Annotated in this window: 14 protein-coding genes; 10 read left to right on the top strand and 4 right to left on the bottom strand. The window is 39.4% G+C overall.

What is annotated here, in order from left to right; all coding sequences use genetic code 11:
* Positions 1-82: 82 nt before the first annotated feature.
* The 8 genes from ACQ2HF_RS13675 to ACQ2HF_RS13640 all read left to right on the top strand — a co-directional run bounded on the left by ACQ2HF_RS13675 (position 83) and on the right by ACQ2HF_RS13640 (position 14,948).
* Positions 83-8,347: a choice-of-anchor Q domain-containing protein gene (locus ACQ2HF_RS13675; RefSeq protein WP_432410978.1), complete on the top strand. Its 8,265-nt coding sequence runs from the start codon at positions 83-85 to the stop codon at positions 8,345-8,347.
* A gap of 235 nt (positions 8,348-8,582) precedes the next feature.
* Positions 8,583-9,095 carry a VOC family protein gene (locus tag ACQ2HF_RS13670; RefSeq protein WP_432410977.1) on the top strand — a complete coding sequence of 171 codons (513 nt, stop codon included), beginning with the start codon at positions 8,583-8,585 and terminating at the stop codon, positions 9,093-9,095.
* A gap of 263 nt (positions 9,096-9,358) precedes the next feature.
* A complete protein-coding gene (locus ACQ2HF_RS13665; protein WP_432410976.1) occupies positions 9,359-11,014 on the top strand; it encodes a serine hydrolase in 1,656 nt (551 codons plus the stop codon).
* Between the two features lie 249 nt (positions 11,015-11,263).
* On the top strand, positions 11,264-12,127 hold the full coding sequence (locus ACQ2HF_RS13660; protein WP_432410975.1) for an alpha/beta hydrolase: 864 nt from the start codon (positions 11,264-11,266) through the stop codon (positions 12,125-12,127).
* A 230-nt stretch (positions 12,128-12,357) separates the two neighbouring features.
* The gene (locus tag ACQ2HF_RS13655) at positions 12,358-12,930 is read left to right on the top strand and encodes a Crp/Fnr family transcriptional regulator (RefSeq protein WP_432410974.1); all 573 of its coding nucleotides are present in this window, start codon (positions 12,358-12,360) and stop codon (positions 12,928-12,930) included.
* Positions 12,931-13,002: 72 nt separating this feature from the next.
* Positions 13,003-14,040: a methyltransferase gene (locus ACQ2HF_RS13650; RefSeq protein ID WP_432410973.1), complete on the top strand. Its 1,038-nt coding sequence runs from the start codon at positions 13,003-13,005 to the stop codon at positions 14,038-14,040.
* 165 nt (positions 14,041-14,205) lie between these two features.
* The gene (locus tag ACQ2HF_RS13645; protein ID WP_432410972.1) at positions 14,206-14,577 is read left to right on the top strand and encodes a nuclear transport factor 2 family protein; all 372 of its coding nucleotides are present in this window, start codon (positions 14,206-14,208) and stop codon (positions 14,575-14,577) included.
* Between the two features lie 32 nt (positions 14,578-14,609).
* On the top strand, positions 14,610-14,948 hold the full coding sequence (locus tag ACQ2HF_RS13640) for a nuclear transport factor 2 family protein (protein ID WP_432413100.1): 339 nt from the start codon (positions 14,610-14,612) through the stop codon (positions 14,946-14,948).
* Positions 14,949-15,294: 346 nt separating this feature from the next.
* On the opposite strand, the gene lpdA is transcribed toward ACQ2HF_RS13640, so the two are convergent.
* The 4 genes from lpdA to ACQ2HF_RS13620 all read right to left on the bottom strand — a co-directional run bounded on the left by lpdA (position 15,295) and on the right by ACQ2HF_RS13620 (position 18,242).
* Positions 15,295-16,671, bottom strand: coding sequence for a dihydrolipoyl dehydrogenase (gene lpdA, locus ACQ2HF_RS13635; RefSeq protein ID WP_432410971.1), 1,377 nt, complete (start codon positions 16,669-16,671; stop codon positions 15,295-15,297).
* Between the two features lie 147 nt (positions 16,672-16,818).
* Positions 16,819-17,214: a peptide-methionine (R)-S-oxide reductase MsrB gene (gene msrB, locus ACQ2HF_RS13630; RefSeq protein WP_432410970.1), complete on the bottom strand. Its 396-nt coding sequence runs from the start codon at positions 17,212-17,214 to the stop codon at positions 16,819-16,821.
* On the bottom strand, positions 17,207-17,710 hold the full coding sequence (gene msrB, locus ACQ2HF_RS13625; RefSeq protein ID WP_432410969.1) for a peptide-methionine (R)-S-oxide reductase MsrB: 504 nt from the start codon (positions 17,708-17,710) through the stop codon (positions 17,207-17,209). The genes msrB (ACQ2HF_RS13630) and msrB (ACQ2HF_RS13625) overlap by 8 nt, the downstream gene beginning before the upstream one ends.
* Positions 17,711-17,717: 7 nt before the next feature.
* Positions 17,718-18,242 carry a collagen-like protein gene (locus ACQ2HF_RS13620; RefSeq protein ID WP_432410968.1) on the bottom strand — a complete coding sequence of 175 codons (525 nt, stop codon included), beginning with the start codon at positions 18,240-18,242 and terminating at the stop codon, positions 17,718-17,720.
* A gap of 212 nt (positions 18,243-18,454) precedes the next feature.
* On the opposite strand from ACQ2HF_RS13620, the gene ACQ2HF_RS13615 reads away from it, so the two are divergent.
* Complete coding sequence (locus ACQ2HF_RS13615; RefSeq protein WP_432410967.1) at positions 18,455-19,273, top strand: M48 family metallopeptidase; 819 nt, start codon at positions 18,455-18,457, stop codon at positions 19,271-19,273.
* Positions 19,274-19,352: 79 nt separating this feature from the next.
* On the top strand, positions 19,353-20,666 hold the full coding sequence (locus tag ACQ2HF_RS13610; protein ID WP_432410966.1) for an MFS transporter: 1,314 nt from the start codon (positions 19,353-19,355) through the stop codon (positions 20,664-20,666).
* The last annotated feature ends 48 nt before the right edge of the window (positions 20,667-20,714 follow it).

The following is a 20,714-nucleotide window of genomic DNA, read 5'->3' as shown; positions in this document are numbered from 1 at the left end:
TTACTAAAGCTTGTAATACTTTTTTTATGTTTTGTCTTCTCCTTAGTATATAATAAATAGTATCTAACTAAATAAATTAATTATGAAAAACAAAACTACTCGAAATTGGCTGTTGCTGGTTTCAATTTTATTAACGACCTCACTGTCTTTCGGGCAGTTTTCGGTATTAAACTCAAATGACAGTGGTCCTGGATCGTTGCGACAAGCAGTTTTAGATGCCAACGGTACAGCTGGAGCAAATACAATTTCAATAGGATTTGTAAGCCCTGTTTTAACTACGGGAGCTATCACTATTACAGACGAAGTAACAATTTCAGCATTCGGAACTACTGTTGACGCGAGCAACATGGATCGGGTTTTCACAATAACAAATGCTGTTTCAGTTACCATAACGAACGTAACATTTATAAACGGGGTAGCTGCTAACGGTGGTGCCATATTTAGTGAAAATACAAACCTGGATATTAATGGCTGTACATTTAATGACAATACGGCAAATGGAACACCTGGTAGTGGAGGAGCAATTTTCAACACAGGTACAGGTATTCTTGACATTAATGGAGGTTCATTTAGAAGAAACTCTGCAAACAGAGCAGGTGGCGCTATTGAAGTTCAATCTACTGATAATTTAATTGTTACTGGAAATACAGTTTTCCTGAACAATACAGCCACAGGACCTCCAGGTAATGGGGGAGCAATTCATATTACTGGTGCTGCGTCTTCAACGCTTTCAGCAAGATTCTTAACCAATACGGCTGCCAATGAAGGTGGTGCGATATGGAATGGTACAGGAACAATGACACTTTCAGGTTGTGATATTGATGGCAATATCGCGAATGGAACTTTAGCTGCTAATGGTGGTGGAGGTATTTTTAATAATGGTGGGAATTTAGTTATAAACAATCTTTTGGTTGGTTTTGTACCTAGGATTACACGAATTATAAACAATGTTGCTAATGGAGCCGCTGGTTCTGGAGGTGGTTTGCATAGTAATGGAGGATCAGTTACCATTACAAGTAATGGAACACTACCAGCAAATCGTATCGTATTTCGAGGAAATCAATCAGTTCGAGCAGGTGGTGGTATCGAAATTTCTGGAGGTACATTAGATATGACCGATGTTACACTAGATTCTAATGATACAGGTGTAGCTTTAGGTGCAAATCCTGGAAATGGAGGAGCACTTCATATTAGTGGAGCTTCAAATACCAATATTATTCGCGGTATCGTTTTAAATAATATTGCTGCCCAAGAAGGTGGTGGTCTTTGGAACGGAACAGGAGTCATGATTGTTAGCGGAACGGCTATAACAGGAAACGAAGCGCAAGGTGCAGCCGCAACAACTGGTGGTGGAGGTATTTTTAATAATGGAGGAACCCTTACCGTAAATAGCGGAACTACCATCTTAAGCAATATGGCTACAGGAACAGCAGGTTCTGGTGGAGGTATTATGAGTAATGCTGGAAACGTAACTGTTTCAGATATTGGAACATCAGTTTCCAATAACAGTGCTAACCGCGCTGGTGGAGGTATCGAAATTATAGACGGTACTCTTACAACCAACAATATAGATATGAACGCCAATGATGCCGGCGGAGCAGCTCCAAATCCAGGAAACGGTGGATTCTTACACGTTTCAGGTGTAGCAACGATAAATATCAATGGCGGAAATATGCAAGACAATATAGCTACCTCTGAAGGGGGTGGTGTGTGGAATCAAGCAGGTAGTACAATGACCCTTGACAATCCAAATATGATTAATAATACCGCTAGTGGTAATGATGCCGATAACGGTGGTGGTGCCATATTTAATAATGGTGGAGCTGTTATAGTGAATAATGCTGTAATTGATGGCAATACAGCTGATGGAACCCTAGGTTCTGGAGGTGGAATCTTCAATGCGACTCCAGGAACATTAACGTTAAACAACGTAACACTACAAAACAATACAGCAAACAGAGCTGGAGGAGGAATTGAAATTCTTTCTACCCCAGGCGAACTGTATACTTTTACAGATGTAACCTTGCTAAATAACACGGCTACAGGTATAGCAACCGCCCCAGGAAATGGTGGTGGATATCATATAAGTGGGGGTGGAAATACTACGTTCAACAATGTGGTTGCGAGAAACAATACCGCTGTAGAAGGTGGAGGTCTTTGGAACGGAACAGGAACCATGACCATACCTGGAACTAGTGAAATTAGTAATAACACTGCAACTGGTGACGCCCCTGAACAAGGTGGTGGAGGTATTTACAATGAAGGTGGTATCTTAAACGTACAAGGTGGTTTATTCACTGGTTTTGCAGATATCTTTGGAAATATAGCAACGGGAACTTCTGGTTCTGGTGGTGGTATTTTGAGTACTGCAGGAACTGTAGACATCACTGGAGCATTTCTAACAAGTAATTCAGCTAACCGCGCCGGTGGTGCAATTGAAATTATTGATGGTGTTGCAGATATTATTAATGTGAATATGAGTAACAACGATGTTAATGGAACTGCAGGAACTGCCAACCCAGGAAATGGTGGAGGAATTCATATTACTGGAAATGGAGCAACCGTATCTTTTAGTGGGATTGCGCTCGCAAATGCTGCCGCAAGTGAAGGTGGTGCATTATGGAATAGTGCTGGAGGTACCTTGAATATCTTGACTCCCGCTCCTGGAGGTTTATTTGCAGATACTTTTATTGATCAGAATAGCGCTTCAGGTGATGATGCTACGAATGGTGGAGGAGGAATCTTTAATGACGGTGGTACATTAACAGTGGCCACAGGAACAAATATTGTAAATAATAGTGCTAACGGAGCCGCTGGTTCTGGTGGAGGAATTCATAGTACTGGAGGTACTTTTACGCTGAACGGCGTTATCATTACTGGTAATCAATCTGTAAGAGCAGGTGGAGGTATTGAAATTGCTGCCGGAAACCTTACTATGATTGACGTAACATTGAATAATAATGATACGGGAATTGCATTAGCTGGAACCAATCCTGCTAACCCAGGAAATGGTGGAGGACTTCACGTAGGTGGAACCGCCAATTCTACAATTACCGGTGGTACAGTAGACGGAAACGTTGCAGCTGCTGAAGGTGGTGGACTATGGAACGGTGGCGGAACCATGGATGTAGTTGGCGTGCCAGTTACCAACAATACTGCTAGTGGCGCTGCAGCCGATAATGGTGGTGGAGGAATCTACAACGACGGCGGAACATTAAACGTAGATGCTGCTACCTTAGTAGATAGTAACATAGCTGACGGAGCCGCAGGTTCTGGAGGAGGAATTTTATCTACTGGAGGAGCTGTAAATTTAACAGGAACAACCATTACTAACAACCAATCGAACCGCGCAGGTGGAGGGATTGAGATTGCTGGAGGTACATTGACTTCTACAGATGTTACTTTAAATACAAATGATACAGGTGTTGCTTTGGGCGCACCAATGCCAGGAAATGGTGGTGGACTTCACGTAGGTGGAACCGCCAATTCAACCATCACAGGTGGAACCGTAAATGGAAACGTTGCTGCTGCCGAAGGTGGTGGATTATGGAACGGTGGCGGAACCATGGATGTAGTTGGCGTGCCAGTTACCAACAATACTGCTAGTGGCGCTGCTGCCGATAACGGTGGTGGAGGAATCTACAACGACGGCGGAACATTAAATGTTGACGCTGCAACTTTAATAGATACAAACATTGCTGATGGAACCGCAGGTTCTGGAGGTGGGATTTTATCAACTGGAGGCGATGTAAACCTAACAGGAACAACTATTACCAATAACCAATCGAACCGCGCAGGTGGAGGGATTGAGATTTCTGGAGGTACATTGACTTCTACAGATGTTACTTTAAATACAAATGATACAGGTGTTGCTTCGGGCGCACCAATGCCAGGAAATGGTGGAGGACTTCACGTAGGTGGAACCGCCAATTCTACAATTACCGGTGGAACCGTAGACGGAAACGTTGCTGCTGCCGAAGGTGGTGGACTATGGAACGGTGGCGGAACAATGACCGTAGACGCTGTACCTGTAACCAATAACATTGCCAGTGGTGCCTTAGGCGAGAATGGTGGTGGTGGAATCTACAACGATGGTGGAACCCTGGATATTTTAGCAGGATCGACCATTAATAATAACTTAGCGAACGGAGCAGCCGGATCTGGAGGAGGAATTTTATCTACCGACGGAGCTGTGACTATTGCCGCAATTAATATTTTTCAGAATAGCGCCAACCGCGCAGGAGGAGGTATAGAAGCTATTGACGGAACCCTTACGCTAAATGGAACTACGGTAGCCTTAAACGATGTAAACGGAACCGCAGGAACCCCAATGCCAGGAAATGGTGGAGGAATTCATATTTCTGGAACGGCAATGACTGTTATCAATGCCGGACAGATAGGAAGTAACCTTGCTGCAAATCAAGGAGGAGGACTTTGGAACCAGGCAGGAGCTACGATGAGTATGTTCGATACGATGGTAGATCTTAACACAGCAGTAGCTGGTGCTGGTGGTGGAGGAATCTATAACAACGGAGGAAATGTAAATATTTCTAACGGAACGTTACAGAGCAATACCGCTACAGGAACTTCAGGCTCTGGAGGAGGATTATTATCTACCGATGGGAATATAAATATTATTGGTGGGATGATAGATGGAAACTCAGCTAACCGCGCAGGTGGTGGTGTAGAGATTGTAGATGGATTTTTCAGTAGCACAACAACAACTTTTATTACCAATAATGTGAACGGTTCAGCAGGAACGCCCAACCCAGGAAACGGTGGTGCATTACACGTTACAGGTGTAGCAATAGTAAATATTATTGGAGCTACTATTACAGCTAACAGTGCTGCTAGTGAAGGAGGAGGACTCTGGAACCAAGCAGGTAGTACGATGACTGTTGATGGAAGTACCCTAGACACGAATGTAGCTGCTGGAAACGACAGTACCAATGGAGGAGGAGGAATCTTCAATAATGGAGGTACTTTGAATGTAGTAAATGGAACCGTTATCAACAATAATTTTGCAACCGGAACCGCTGGTTCTGGAGGAGGAATTCAAAATGTTGAAGGAGGAACTCTAACTGTAAACAGCTCTTCTATTACTAATAATTCTGCCGTACGTGCAGGAGGAGGAATAGAAGACAATTCGTTGGTAAGCGCAGGAACTATTTCTTTAACAAATGTAACACTGGATATGAATGATGCAGGAACAGCTCCAGGAAATGGAGGAGGAATGCACATTACAGGTCCAGGAAACGCTACTGTAACAAGTGGTACCGTAAATGGTAACACAGCTGCCTTAGAAGGTGGTGGCTTATGGAACGGTGCAGGAACGATGACTGTAAATGGTACAACCATAGACAGCAACACGGCAAGTGGTGCCATGGCCAATGAAGGCGGAGGAGGAATCTTTAACGATGGAGGTACTTTAAACGTAATGGCCGCAACCATTAGTAACAATGTAGCCGATGGCGCTGCAGGTTCTGGTGGTGGAATTCTGAATGATATGGGAACTATTACAGTAACCAATACAGAAATTTCAGGAAATACATCTATAAGAGCAGGGGGTGGAATTGAAGTTGCCTCAGGTGGGGGAACAACAACCCTTACCAACACAGATTTATTAAATAACGCTACAGCAGCTGCCCCAGGAAATGGAGGAGGAATGCATATCACCGGAGGTGATGATAGTGTTGTTACTGGTGGAACTATTTCAGGAAATACAGCAACCCTAGAAGGGGGTGGCTTATGGAATGGAGCTGGAACTATGACAGTGGATGGAACTACGATCGATGGAAATACAGCAAGTGGTGCCATGGCCAACGAAGGTGGTGGAGGAATCTTTAACGCTGGAGGAACGCTAGATGTGAATAATGCAACTATTAGTAACAATGTAGCCAATGGTGCTGCGGGATCTGGTGGTGGAATCTTAAATGACGAAGGAACTCTTATGGTAACTGGAACGACGATTTCAGGAAATACTTCTTTGAGAGCAGGTGGTGGAATTGAAGTTGCTTCAGGCGGCGGAACAACAACCCTTACCAACACAGATTTATTGAATAACACAACGGCTGCTGCCCCTGGTAATGGAGGCGGAATGCACATTACAGGAGCTGATAATAGCGTTGTTACTGGTGGAACTATTTCAGGTAACACTGCTTCATTAGAAGGTGGTGGCTTATGGAATGGAGCAGGCGCAATGACTGTTGATGGAACCACTATCGACGGGAATACAGCAAGCGGAGCCATGGCCAACGAAGGTGGTGGAGGAATTTTCAACAATGGAGGTACCTTAGATGTTAGTAACGCAACCATCACGAACAACGTAGCTAATGGTGCTGCAGGATCTGGTGGAGGTATCTTGAATGATTCAGGAGTGCTTTCAGTAACAACATCTATCTTATCTGGAAACACAGCAGTGAGAGCTGGTGGTGGTATCGAAGATAATAGTGTTGCAGGAAACATCCTTATGTTAGACGATGTTGATCTTACAGGAAACATAGCAAGTGCAGCTCCAGGTAATGGTGGTGGACTTCATATAACCGGTCCGGGAGATAGTAGTATTACTGGAGGTACTGTAAGTGGAAACACAGCAGCCTTAGAAGGTGGTGGTCTATGGAATGGAGCAGGCGCAATGACTGTTGATGGAACCATTATCGACGCAAATACAGCTAGTGGAGCGATGGCCAACGAAGGTGGCGGAGGAATCTTCAACAACGGAGGTACCTTAGATGTTAGTAACGCAACTATCACGAACAACATAGCCAACGGTGCTGCAGGATCTGGGGGAGGTATCTTAAATGATTCAGGAGTTCTTTCAGTAACCGCAACTACCTTATCTGGAAACACAGCAGTGAGAGCTGGTGGTGGTATTGAAGATAACAGTGTCGCTGGAAATATCCTTACCTTAGATGGTGTTGATTTTACAGGAAATACAGCAAGTGCTGCCCCTGGAAATGGTGGTGGATTACATATCACTGGTATGGGAGACGCAAACATTACTGGAGGAACAGCCACAGCTAACGTAGCCGCTGCTGAAGGGGGTGCGCTATGGAATAGTCTTGGTGTCATGACAGTAGATGGTATGACTATAGATGGTAACACGGCTCAAGGAGCAGCTGCCGACAATGGTGGTGGAGGAATTTTCAACAATGGAGGTACCTTAAATATCATTAACACAACAACTATTACCAACAATCAAGCAACTGGAGCCGCAGGTTCTGGGGGAGGATTGTTAAGTGTAGCTGGTGATGTAACGGTAACTGGAATTACATTGAATGGGAATGCTGCCAATAGAGCAGGTGGTGCTATTGAAATAATTGAAGGTACGTTAACCTTGGATACCTCATTAGTAATAAACAACGATGTAAACGGAACGGCAGGAACTGCTGCCCCAGGTAATGGTGGCGCACTTCACGTAAGTGGAAACACGGCAACTATCGATATTACAGAAAGTACTATAGATGGAAACAGCGCTGCCAACGAAGGTGGAGGTTTGTGGAACCAGGGAGGTTCAACAATGAATGTCTTAACGTCTACAGTATCTAGAAACAGTGCTGCTGAAGGTGGAGGAATCTACAATAACACAGGTGCTATTACCACGGTAACAAGAAGTACTATATCAGGTAATGAGGCCACTACAAATGGAGGAGGAATTACCAACGACGGTGCAAGCTTAGATCTGAATGCTGTTACAGTAGGCGCTAATACCGCTGCTGGAACAGGAGGAGGAATCCAGAGCAATACAACAACTAGTCTGAAGAACACGATTGTAGCCTTAAACACAGCAGGATCTGGACTAGATGTAAGTGGAACTTTTACTTCTAACGACTATAACTTAATTGGTACAGACGACGAAGTTGCGTTCCCGGAACAAGCCAACGATGTGGAAGAGACAGACCCAATGTTAGGGCCCCTGCAAGACAACGGTGGTACTACAGAGACACACGAATTATTACTAGGATCTTTAGCTTACAACGGCGGAGACCCAGCAGATACATTCGATGACCAGATTGGACAAGCTGTTTTTGATGGAACACGTGATATTGGAGCTTTTGAAGCACAAGACGTATTGTTAGCAGTAGAAGATATAGCAACCAACGGAAGTGGCATCGTAGTATACCCTAACCCATCACAGGGAACGGCGAACATCGATATCCCACAGACTTTTGGAACTGATATCCGTGTTACTGTAATCGAATTAGGTTCAGGAAAAATTGTAAAGGACTTTGTAGCGAATGCTGGAAACAACCAGGTACAATTTAATGGAATGGCTAATGGCGTTTACATTATACAAGTAGTATCTGAAACAACAAGCTCAACCCACAGGTTGATCTTAGCGAAGTAAGTTTCAGCAATACATAAGAAGTGAAAGCCCCTCCAGCAATGGAGGGGCTTTTTGTTATGGAGTATTTTAGAAAAAGTGTATGGCGTTACTTTTTATATCTTAACAGGATACCAATTACTATAAACATCTTATTTCCTGATTTGTTTAAAGGATAGGAATAATAAAAGGTTGTATATTATGAGTTACCCACAAATAGCAAATCCAGACTACGTACGTAATTTTGAAAATCTAAATAATGTCAAATAATAAAAGTTACCCCAAATCATTTTCACATATTAGAATTACAGTTCCAAATATAGGTGAAGCAGTAAAGTTTTATTCAGAAGTAATGGGTTGGTACATACTCATGCAACCATCTAAAGTCAAAAAAGAAAAGGAAACTGCTATTGGTCAAATGTGTATTGATGTTTTCGGAGATGATTGGAATGAATTTGAAATCGCTCATCTAGCTACCTCAGACGGAATTGGAATTGAATTATTTTCATTTCCAAACGGAATAAAAGAAGCTCCTGAATTTAATCCGTTCAATACAGGTCTTTTTCATTTTTGTGTTCAAGATCCTAATATTGAAGAACTAATTGATAAAATTTTGTCTTATGGAGGAAAGCAAAGAATGCCAATTAGAGAATACTATCCAAAGGATAAACCTTTCAAAATGTGCTATGTTGAAGACCCCTTCGGAATTGTTTTTGAAATTTACACGCATAGTTATGAATTGACCTATTCTTCAGGTGCATATTCGAAATAAAAACCTAACTTAGTAAAGCGATTACATACCTTGGGCGGCCCCAATGCTAACCAAATACTGCGCCGTTGCTACTTGCATTTACGCTTAGCCGATGCAGCCGCTAAAGACGGCCGTATCATATGTAAATCCGTTACCTACAACACCACTCAATTCCAGCCATCCCAGTACCCCCTCCAAAAGATTCACGTATTCTTGTAACCAATTTCGGATGCTAACGTCATACAGAAGAGTACCTTAGTAATAAATTAACAAAACCAATCCACATGAATTTCAATCAACACCTAGTAAAAGGATTCTTTCTGGTCCTTTGCGTTTTCTTTACTGTAACCAGTGTAGCGCAGAATTTAGAAAAAGAAATCAATGCCTATATGAGTGAAAAATATACGGCAGACACCCCCGGATTTTCGCTTCTTGTTGCTAAAAACGGACAAACCATTTATAAAAACGGATTTGGAATGGCCAACCTGGAAGTGGGTGTACCCGCAGCACCTAAGCATGTGTTCGAAATTGGCTCCATTACTAAACAGTTTACAGCAGTCTCTATTTTAATGCTGGAAGAACAAGGTAAACTCAACCTTCAGGATGAAATCACCAAGTTTATCCCCGACTACCCAACGCAGGGGAAGACCATTACCGTACACCAGCTATTAAACCACACCTCTGGTATTAAAAGCTATACCAACATGGCAAGTTTTATGGGCCTTGCACGTACCGATATGACTCCTACAGAGCTCATAGACAAGTTTAAAAACGAAGCTATGGAGTTTGATCCCGGTACTGCTTTTAATTACAACAACTCAGGCTATATCCTTTTAGGACATATTATTGAAGTGGTCTCAGGAAAAAGCTATGCCGATTTTATTCAATCCAATATTTTTGATACAGTAGGCATGACAAATTCTTACTACGGAAGCATGCCTCAACTCATTCCTAATCGAGCCAGTGGCTATTCTGAAACAGAGACGGGATATAGAAATGCAAACTATTTAAGTCTCACCTTACCCTATGCAGCAGGTTCTATTATGTCTACCACTGAAGATTTATTGAAATGGCAAAATGCAATTAGTGCCAATACCTTGATTAAAAGAAGCTCCTTAGAAAAAGCGATCAACGGTTCTACCTTAAGCACGGGCGAAAAGATTCCGTATGGGTATGGCTGGAGTGCGGGAAATATAAACGGCTCCAAAACTGTGGAACATTCTGGTGGAATTTTTGGCTATTCTACCAATGGTATTTTTCTTCCAGAGGAAAACGTTTACGTGATTGGATTATCCAATTGCGATTGTGGTAACGTACAAGCCATGGTTTCTAATGTGGCTGCCCTAGCCATTGGGAAACCTTTTCCGAAGAAAGAAGATGCCATTTCATTAAACAAGGAGCAACTAGCTACATGGGTAGGTGCTTATGAGTTTGATGGTAGTGTGGTACGTCATATCACCCTCCAAAACACCCAATTATTTAGTCAGCGGGAAGGCAGCGACAATCTGGAAATCTATCCTATGACGCCTACCAATTTTATTTTTGATGGGGGAGATACTTCCTATGAATTTTATATGGAAAATAACAACCGAATGACTAAAATGACGGCCAGTGGAAATACAACGGTAGGGAGAGGTATTGATAAAGCCCCTCCAGCAGAGCGTGTAACGATTTTATTAGCTCCAGAAATACTGGCCGACTATATAGGAACCTACGAGCTACAACCTGGTTTTAATCTTGAGATTAGCGTAAGAGAAGGGAATATATTTGCCTTAGCAACGGGCCAGGGTGAGCTAGAGCTGTTCGCAATGGAAAAAGATAAATTTTTTACCAAAGCCATTGCTGCTGAAATTCATTTCACAAGAAACACCGCGGGAGCTGTGGAAAGCTTAACCCTTTTGCAGGGCGGACAACAAATTTCAGGTAAAAAGGTAGAGTAGCCTGTTCTAATTTATAGTATTGAAAGCCCTTCCTGTAATGGAGGGGTTTTTAATATTGAAAATTTTACTGAAATATCATGGAGCCATTTTTTATATCTTTACGAGATACCCGTGATACAGATGCATAGATATCCAGTATATGTTACGGGATGATTTTGATACATATCATCCTATGCCAAGCTAGCAATTATTAGAACAAAATCTGTAACCTAATCAAAAATAAAATCGTCTTAAAAAAGAAAACAGCATATGCGTAAATTTTTAAAAATTATAAAATGGATTCTGATTACAGTTTTTTCAATTGTGGTTTTATCCGTTCTATATCTTCGCTTTTCAAGATTTTCAGATAAAATGATTTATCAAACGAATGGAACTGACTATTCAGAATTTCAATCCACACTGAATTATGAAGAATTTTATTTTGATGTAGATGATGATATAAAATTACACGGAGTACTTTTTAAACCGGATTCAATTACTTCTATTGGAACAATTTTTCATTATTCTGGAAAAGGAATGCATCTAAATTCCTCTATGCAAGAGTCCTACAAACCTTTATTGAATAAAGGGTTTCAGATTTTTTGTTTTGAACGTAGAGGTTTTGGAAAATCAAATGGACAAGCAACGAATACGATGTCTTTAAAAAAGGATGCTCTTTTAATTTTTGATAAAATAGTTGCGATGGAAAGCGTCTCAGAAAAACCTGTCATAATTTGGGGTCAATCTTTAGGCGGAACTTTTGCTACAATGAACGCAAATCAAAGACAAGATAAGGTTAGTGGATTAATTTTAGAAGGTACTTTTGGCTCCTTTCCTGACATTGGAAAAGTATATGCGAATGCACTAAATTTAGAAAATTTTAAATGGATTGTTCCTCTAATAATGAACAACGATTTTCCAGCTAAAGAAGAAATTAAAAAGTTAACAATCCCAACAGTAATTATTCATAGCAAGACCGATAAACAAGTTCCGTACGAATTAGGACAGCAAATATTTGAGGTATCCAATAAAAGCAATACGGAATTTTGGGATATTGATAGTAAACATATTAAGGGAATTTATGATTATGAGCGTAAATACGTTGATGAATTTATGAAAATAATACGAAAATAACTATTACTAACAACGTATGTGAAATATAGCTATTACAGGCTTTTCAAATGGTTTTTACATATTTATAAGGTCCGCCAAATTTTTAAAATTGACTTTTGAGAAAATATAGATGAAAAGAAAAAAATTAAAAAATTCGGCTTGTGTTTAATCCAAAAAGTAATGCCTTTTTCACACTATGTTTTATACACAAACACGTTGACAAAAACATAAAATATTTTGAATACCAACTAATGTACGATAAGCTACTAGATCATATCAAACAAATTGTTCCAGGTACTATGATGGACAAGAAAATTCTAGGAGACTATTTTACACCAAAGCTTTTTGAAAAAAAAGAACATTTCTTAAAACAGGGCTACATTTGCAAACTTGCTGGTTTTGTTATTGAAGGCTGCTATAGAAATTATATGCTTTCTACCGAAGGAAAAGAAATAAATACCGGCTTTGGTTTTGAAAATTGGTGGCTTGGGGATGTTAGTAGTTTTGTAAACCAAACGCCTTCACTAATAAATACACAATTTCTGGAAAATACCACGCTGCTAACAATTACAGCAAAGAACCATTTAGATTTATTAGAGACATCTCAATGTTTTAGAGAATACACCTATAAATTACGCTCAAAAGCAACGATGGCTTCAGTATTAAAACTTTCCGAATTATCTGAATATGCCAAAACCCGCTACAGGGTATTGCTTGAAAAATATCCAAATATTCAACAAAGAGTTTCACAAAAACACATTGCTTCATTTCTCCAGATAACCCCAGAGGCACTCAGCCGTTTACGAAAGTCCGAAATTTCGTAAAGTCTTGATGTAGGTCAAGGCTTTTATGTTTTAAATGAATGTCCTTTGGTATTCATTTAAAACTATACGATTATGGAAACATTCACAAAAGTAAAAATAGACCCTTCCAAAATAATGCAAATTGGCATGGGATTTTTTGCATCTAAAACAATGCTAACCGCAGTCAACATGGGATTGTTTACACATCTGGCAAAAGCAGATTTAACAGGGCAATCCATCAAAGAAAAATTGGGGCTACACAACCGCGGTCTGTATGATTTCTTAGATGCATTGGTTGCTTTAGGCTTTTTAAAAAGAACAGGAGTAAAGGAAACTGCTGTCTATAGTAATGCCGAAGATGCAGATCTATTTCTAGATAAGAATAAATCAAGCTATGTTGGCGGCATGCTTGAAATGGCAAATAACCGGTTATATCCTTTTTGGAACCACCTAGAAGAAGGATTAAAAACAGGTAAACCTCAAAATGAAACCAAAACAGGTGACGCGCCCATTTTTGAAGCGATCTATGCAGATAGGTTAAAATTAAAAGAATTTTTAAGCGCTATGGGCGGTATCCAAATGGGTAATTTCATGATGTTTTCCAAAGAGTTTGATTTTACCAAGTACCATACTCTTTGTGATGTAGGAGGTGCAGGTGGCTATCTTGCCACACAAGTAGCCATGAATAATGAACATATGCGCTGTATTACATTAGACCTGCCACCGGTAGAAGCTGTTGCCAGAGAAAATATTAATTTGATGGGATTAAGTGATCGGATATCTGCACAATCTGGTAATTTTTTAACCGAAGACCTTCCTCAAGCTGATGTCATTACTATGGGAAATGTGTTACATGATTGGGGAACAAAAGAAAAGAAAATACTCATTAAAAAAGCATATGATGCGTTACCACCAGGTGGAGCATTCGTTGTTATTGAAAATATTATTGATGATACTAGAAGTGAAAATGCTTTTGGTTTATTGATGTCATTAAATATGAATATAGAAACCCCTGAAGGGTTCGACTTTTCCGCAGCAGACTTTAATGGCTGGGCAAAGGAATGTGGTTTTACACAAACATCGGTAATGCCATTAACAGGACCATCAAGTGCCGTAATAGCTATAAAGTAAAACGTGTTACTAACAACGTGTACTATAAATTACTTCTGAATTTCCTAAATGGAAATCCCTCGAAATTAAGTAACTTAGTTCTAATTGGAAATTCATAGTTTATTTTTCAGCAACTAACCATACACAGGTTGGCAACCTTTGTGAAAATTTAAAACTACAAATAAAATGAACGAAAACGGTAGAATAAAACAGGCAATTATTGACTTTGTAAAAGGTGGGGATAGTAGTGACGTAGAGCTTTTGGAGAACGTCCTTCACAAAGATTTTCGAGTTACAAATAATGGATTCATGGGAACTTCAGGAATTACTATAATTGATAAAAAAGAATATCTGAATAAGATAAAAAGTGGGATTTTTGGTGGTGTGCCAAGAAAAATGAAAATTGAGGATCTTAACCAAAGTGGTATTATAGCTTCTGTAAAACTGCGAATAGAAAGTTCGGAAAACGATTTTATTTCCTACAATTCACTTATTTTAGATTCTGATAATGAATGGAGAATAATTAATAATCTTGCTGTTGTTAACGCGAAAAATTAAAGTATTTCAAAAATAAAACTTTCAAAAAAGATATTGCGGAACTTTTCTCGAACGGAGAATTCGACAAAACAATGAATCATTTGAGTGACGGTATTGTTTGGAATATTATTGGTGAAAACGTTTTTAATGGAAAAAACGAAGTAATGGAAAATTGCGAACAGATATCGAAATATTTTAAATCTGTGCAAACCGACTTTAAAGTGGAAAAATTAATTGAATCGGATCATACAATATTTGTATTAGGAACTGCCGAATTTAAACGAGATGGAACACGATTGAATTTTATTTCTGCCTGCGATATTTATGAATTTAATAATGAAAACAAAATTGAAAAAATAGCTTCCTATTGTATTCCCGAAAAAAATAAATAAAAGCAAATCTTATCTGAAAAGTATAGAAAAACAAAAATCTTACACAACATCGTGAATAATTAATTCTAGCCTGCTTAAGAAAATCCAAGACGATTTACTATTTGGGTATTATTTGCGAGATCAGGTTCTGAACTACGTGAGTAACCTTACACAACTATGTTAAGTTTCAATATCGCTAGCTGCTTGTTAATACTACAATTCTTTGAAAGAATTTTTATAAAACCTACGTATTGAAAATATATAAATACTCAATTTAATCTGAGATATGTACACAAAAAAATCCCGCAGTTCATTAAAACTGCAGGATTTTTTAATTTTGTATAAACTATAAACTATAAACTATAAACTATAAATGAATCACTTCCCCATACGCATCTGCTACAGCTTCCATAACCGCTTCACTCATAGTTGGATGTGGGTGTATCGTTTTTAAAACTTCGTGTCCTGTGGTTTCTAATTTTCTTCCAAGGACAGCTTCCGCAATCATATCGGTTACGCCGGCACCAATCATATGGCAGCCTAACCATTCGCCGTATTTGGCATCGAAGATTACTTTTACGAATCCGTCTTTGGTTCCTGCTGCGCTTGCTTTTCCACTTGCTGAAAAAGGAAACTTACCAATTTTAAGCTCGTATCCAGCTTCTTTGGCTTGCTTTTCGGTCATACCAACACTGGCAATTTCTGGCGTCGCATAAGTACATCCTGGAATGTTTCCGTAGTCGATGGCTTCCACGTGCATTCCTGCAATTTTTTCTACACAGGTAATTCCTTCCGCAGACGCTACGTGAGCAAGGGCAGGACCAGGGGTAATATCGCCAATGGCGTAATAGCCTGGAATATTGGTTTGGTACCAATCGTTCACCATTACTTTTCCTTTGTCGGTTACAATACCTACATCTTCTAGGCCAATCCCTTCAATATTTGTGGCAATTCCTACAGCAGAAAGAACTATTTCTGCTTCTATAATTTCTTCTCCTTTTTTTGTTTTAACGGTAGCTTTTACCATTTTTCCAGAAGTGTCTACTTTTTCAACGGAAGAGTTCGTCATCACTTTAATTCCAGCTTTTTTAAACGAACGTTCAAATTGTTTTGAGACATCATCATCTTCCAGAGGAACAAGGGTTGGTAAAAATTCAACAAGGGTTACATCGGTTCCCATGGCGTTGTAGAAATGTGCAAATTCTACACCAATGGCGCCACTACCTACAACTATCATAGATTTTGGTTGCTTCTCCAGCGTCATTGCTTCACGATACCCGATCACTTTTTTACCGTCCTGCGGAAGGTTAGGCAATGCTCTGGAACGTGCTCCTGTTGCCACAATAATGTGGTCTGCACTGTATTCTTTTCCGTCAACGTCTACTTTTTTGCCTGGTTTTAGTTTTCCAAAGCCTTCAATAACGTCAATTTTATTTTTTTTCATTAAAAACTGAACACCTTTGCTCATGCCATCTGCTACACCACGGCTACGTTCAATTACTTTCGTGAAATCTTTATCGGCTCCTGTTACGGTGAGTCCATAATCCTCCGCGTGATTTAAATAATCGAAAACTTGTGCACTCTTTAAAAGTGCTTTGGTTGGGATACAACCCCAATTTAGGCATACACCGCCCAAACTTTCCTTTTCTATAATGGCAGTTTTAAAACCTAATTGCGACGCGCGAATGGCGGTTACATACCCTCCAGGGCCACTTCCAAGAACAATGATATCGTATTTACTCATAAAACTTTTTTTCAGATTAAAGTAAGAGTTCAAATTTACAAAATGCAAGTTTAAAAATCTCAAATTCCAAAAACCAAATTCCAAAAGAAAATCCCAAACTCCAGTAATTTGGAATTTAGGATTTATTTTTTTTGAATTTGAGAAAAATTATTTTTTCTCAAGATCTACTGAAAGTGAATTTACACAATAGCGTTGTCCCGTTTGAGTTGGCCCATCGTTAAAAACGTGCCCTAAATGACTTCCGCAGGTGGCGCATAAAATTTCGGTACGCATCATTCCTAGCGTGCCGTCTTTAATATATTCCACAGCGCCGTCTATACTTTCGTCAAAACTTGGCCATCCACAACCACTATCAAATTTGCTATTGCTTTCGAATAAGGGTGTATTACAGGCGCCACACGTGTAGGTTCCTTTTTCTGCAGTGAGATTGTACGCACCGGTAAAGGGTCGTTCAGTTCCTTTTTCTCGAAGGATTCTGTAGCGTTCCTGGCCTAATTCTTTAAGCCACTCGTCTTCTGTCTTTGTGATGGGATACTTATTCAATGGCTGGAAGTTTTTCTCCTTTCGGAATAAAGTTTAACGATACACCATTAATACAGTGACGTTTTCCGGTTGTTTCTCGTGGGCCATCGTTAAACACGTGTCCTAAGTGACCACCACAAGTTGCGCAATGTTCTTCTTCACGGCTATACCCTAATTTGGTGTCAGATCCAAAGGCAACGTTGCCTTCAATGGGTCTGTCAAAACTTGGCCAGCCAGTTCCGCTGTCAAATTTATGTTCACTTTCAAAAAGAGGCGTGTTACAAGCGGCGCAAATAAATGTCCCAGGATCGTAAATTTTATCTAATGGGGAAGAACCTGCACGTTCGGTACCTTCTTCTCGAAGCACATAATATTCCATTTCTGAAAGTTCTGCTTTCCATTGGGCTTCTGTTTTAGAAACTTTATAGGTTTCTTTTGCGGTATCTTTTTTTTCCTGTGCTGGACTTTTACAGCTAAAAAGTGTAATTGCAGCAAGTAGTAGGGTGATCTTTTTCATTTTTTTTTTAATTTCCTAATGTTGTTATATCTGATGGATCTATCTGTAATCCATCTAAAAGTTGCGTCATTGACAAACCATCCTGAGCAAATTCTGAAGGTACTACAGCAATCCTGAAAATTTGGTCGTTTGTAAAGTCGAAACCTAACGTAGATAGATTGAAATTTCCGTCAATGAGTAGCTCAACATCAAAGAAGGTATGATTATAAACATATTGAATAATATCTCCATTGTCTAGAAAGAAGTTTTGGGGTAACGGACTCCATGCATCTGCATTGCCATTTACCACTTTTTCTAATCTATATACCAGGATCACATCGCTTTCAAACACTTCAACATTAGTAGGTATGTTTACTAAAGCTTCCTGTAGCCCAGTAGTGTTATTAAACTGAAAATCTACATTTACTTCAAAAACCTGTCCCAATATATTAACTCCAGGTAAACCTTCTGGCCCTGGAGGTCCTGGGTCGCCTTCACAAGCTACAAAAAATAGAGAAACGGAAACGGCTAATAATAAAAGTACTTTTTTCATAAGGTATAAATTTTTGTTAATTGAAATTGGTTGCTCCCAACTATAAAATCTGCTCTTTAATCTTTATTTAAGAGCGATTATAGTGGTATGATTTATGGATTATAAAACAAAAGTCGTTCCAATTTTACAAGTTTGCTAGGGCTTATATAACTTTTCTTTAAGAATGAGCTATTTGGATATACACTATCTTTAAATTTATAAAACACTATACTATGAAATTCAAAACTATTTTTTCTTTAGCAATTGTTGCAGCTTTTGCTGTAGCGTGCGCTACCAATCCATTTACAGGTAAACGAACACTTGCGTTAGTTCCTAACTCGCAAATTTTCCCAATGGCTTTTCAGCAATATGATCAGTTTTTGGGGGAAAGCAAAGTAGTTAAAGGTACGGCAGATGCAAGAATGATCACCAATGTTGGGCAAAAAATTGCAGCGGCATCTGAACGATATTTAAGTGCAAATGGGTATGCTGGCTATTTAAGTAATTATAAATGGGAGTATACCTTAATTGACGATCCATCTGTGAACGCTTGGGCTATGCCAGGAGGTAAAATAGCATTTTACACAGGGATATTACCTATCACACAAGGAGAAGCAGGTGTTGCTGCCGTTATGGGGCACGAAGTAGCACACGCACTTGCCAATCATGGTCAGCAAAGAATGAGTGCAGGTCAAATTAATCAATTAGCAGCAGTAGGCGTTAGTGTAGCGTCAGCTAGTTCAGAAAATGCAGCAATCTATAATCAGGCCTATGGATTGGCATCAAATGTTGGGGTTATACTTCCTTTTAGCAGAAATCATGAAAGTGAAGCAGATAAGATAGGATTAACTTTAATGGCTATTGCCGGTTATGATCCTATTGAAGCTGCAGACTTATGGAGAAGAATGCAGGCAAATGCTGGCGGAAATGCACCACCAGAATTTTTAAGTACACATCCATCTAGTACAACACGAATTAATAATATTACAGCTTGGGCAGCAGACGCTAAGGCGGAGGCTCGTAAATTTGGTGTAACTTCATTTAAAAAATAACATTCAAGTATCCCTATTTTTTTAGTACTTTGGAAGCTGTCAATGTAACATTGGCAGCTTTTTTTATTAAAACCATATAATGAAAATGAACCTACCCAAAGGAAGTAAAAAATTATTAAACGCCTGGGCTTTTTACGATTGGGCGAATTCGGTGTATAGCTTAGTGATAGCTTCGGCCGTATTTCCTATTTTTTATGGAGCACTTTTCAGTAAAGCAGGAATGGATACTATTGAAGTATTTGGCGGTGCCATTCGTAGCACTCCTTTAATAAGCTACACAACGGCTGCTGCCTTTTTGGTGGTTGCTTTTATTTCCCCTTTGCTTTCTGGTATTGCAGATTACGTAGGAAATAAGAAACGTTTTATGCAGTTTTTTTGCTACTTGGGCTCACTTTCCTGTATTTCTCTCTACTTTTTTTCATTAGAAAATATCTATATAAGCTTGTTGTCTTATTTTTTTGGACTGATAGGTTTTTGGGGAAGTTTGGTTTTTTATAACTCTTATTTACCGGACGTAGCTTTTAAAGAACAACAGGATGCGTTAAGTGCAAAAGGATACTCTTTGGGATATATTGGTAGTGTTGTATTACTGCTCTTCAATTTAACTATGGTGATGTTTCCCCAATTTTTCGGTTTGGGTGAAGGAGGGGAGGCAAGTATTGAAGCTATGAAGATATCGTTTATTACTGTGGGACTCTGGTGGATTGGTTTTAGTCAATATAGCTTTAAATATCTTCCCAAAGGAAATAAAACGAAGCATAAAGTAACTAGTAAAGTTATTTTTAATGGCTTTAGGGAACTTAAAGGTGTTTATACATCTTTGTCTGCAAACGTATCTTTAAAACGTTATTTGATTGCTTTTTTCGTGTATAGTATGGCAGTACAAACAGTAATGTTAGTAGCCACGTATTTTGGAGAACAAGAAATAGCCTGGGGTGGGGATGACGAAAAAACATTAGGATTAATAGGGAGTATCTTACTCATTCAATTAGTAGCAGTTTTAGGCGCAATTATTACATCAAAAGCTTCGGCGAAATTTGGAAATATTCCGTCATTAATTGGAGTAAATTTAATTTGGGTAGTTATTTGTGTAGTTGCATACTTTGTGGTAACGCCAACTCAGTTTTATATTACAGCAGCGTTTGTAGGTTTGGTTATGGGTGGAATTCAGTCATTATCACGATCAACCTACTCCAAATTTCTTCCAGATACCGAAGACACAACTTCCTATTTCAGTTTTTATGATGTTGCCGAGAAAATCGGGATTGTTATCGGGATGTTACTCTATGGTTTTATAGATCAAATTACTGGAAGTATGAGAAATTCTATACTGTTTTTAGTCTTGTTTTTTGGAGCAGGGGTTATTTTGCTTTTCAGAGTGCCAAGAAAATAGTCTAGATATACAAATTTTACTTATGTTTGCTTTTAGTTAGCTAGCAAA

The sequence above is a fragment of the Rasiella sp. SM2506 genome, assembly GCF_050859505.1.
In the GTDB taxonomy this organism is placed as follows: domain Bacteria; phylum Bacteroidota; class Bacteroidia; order Flavobacteriales; family Flavobacteriaceae; genus Marinirhabdus.
Note: the sequence above shows the minus strand (reverse complement) of the source record. Positions and strands in the feature narration are given on the sequence as shown.

Excerpts from the sequence above, each read along its gene's own strand:
- ACQ2HF_RS13645 (WP_432410972.1), top strand. The coding sequence starts at position 14,206 with ATGAACGAAAACGGTAGAATAAAACAGGCAATTATTGACTTTGTAAAA.
- ACQ2HF_RS13670 (WP_432410977.1), top strand. The coding sequence starts at position 8,583 with ATGTCAAATAATAAAAGTTACCCCAAATCATTTTCACATATTAGAATT.
- lpdA (WP_432410971.1), bottom strand. The coding sequence starts at position 16,671 with ATGAGTAAATACGATATCATTGTTCTTGGAAGTGGCCCTGGAGGGTAT.
- ACQ2HF_RS13650 (WP_432410973.1), top strand. The coding sequence starts at position 13,003 with ATGGAAACATTCACAAAAGTAAAAATAGACCCTTCCAAAATAATGCAA.
- msrB (WP_432410969.1), bottom strand. The coding sequence starts at position 17,710 with ATGAAAAAGATCACCCTACTACTTGCTGCAATTACACTTTTTAGCTGT.
- ACQ2HF_RS13675 (WP_432410978.1), top strand. The coding sequence starts at position 83 with ATGAAAAACAAAACTACTCGAAATTGGCTGTTGCTGGTTTCAATTTTA.
- ACQ2HF_RS13655 (WP_432410974.1), top strand. The coding sequence starts at position 12,358 with ATGTACGATAAGCTACTAGATCATATCAAACAAATTGTTCCAGGTACT.
- ACQ2HF_RS13610 (WP_432410966.1), top strand. The coding sequence starts at position 19,353 with ATGAAAATGAACCTACCCAAAGGAAGTAAAAAATTATTAAACGCCTGG.
- ACQ2HF_RS13660 (WP_432410975.1), top strand. The coding sequence starts at position 11,264 with ATGCGTAAATTTTTAAAAATTATAAAATGGATTCTGATTACAGTTTTT.
- ACQ2HF_RS13620 (WP_432410968.1), bottom strand. The coding sequence starts at position 18,242 with ATGAAAAAAGTACTTTTATTATTAGCCGTTTCCGTTTCTCTATTTTTT.
- ACQ2HF_RS13615 (WP_432410967.1), top strand. The coding sequence starts at position 18,455 with ATGAAATTCAAAACTATTTTTTCTTTAGCAATTGTTGCAGCTTTTGCT.
- ACQ2HF_RS13665 (WP_432410976.1), top strand. The coding sequence starts at position 9,359 with ATGAATTTCAATCAACACCTAGTAAAAGGATTCTTTCTGGTCCTTTGC.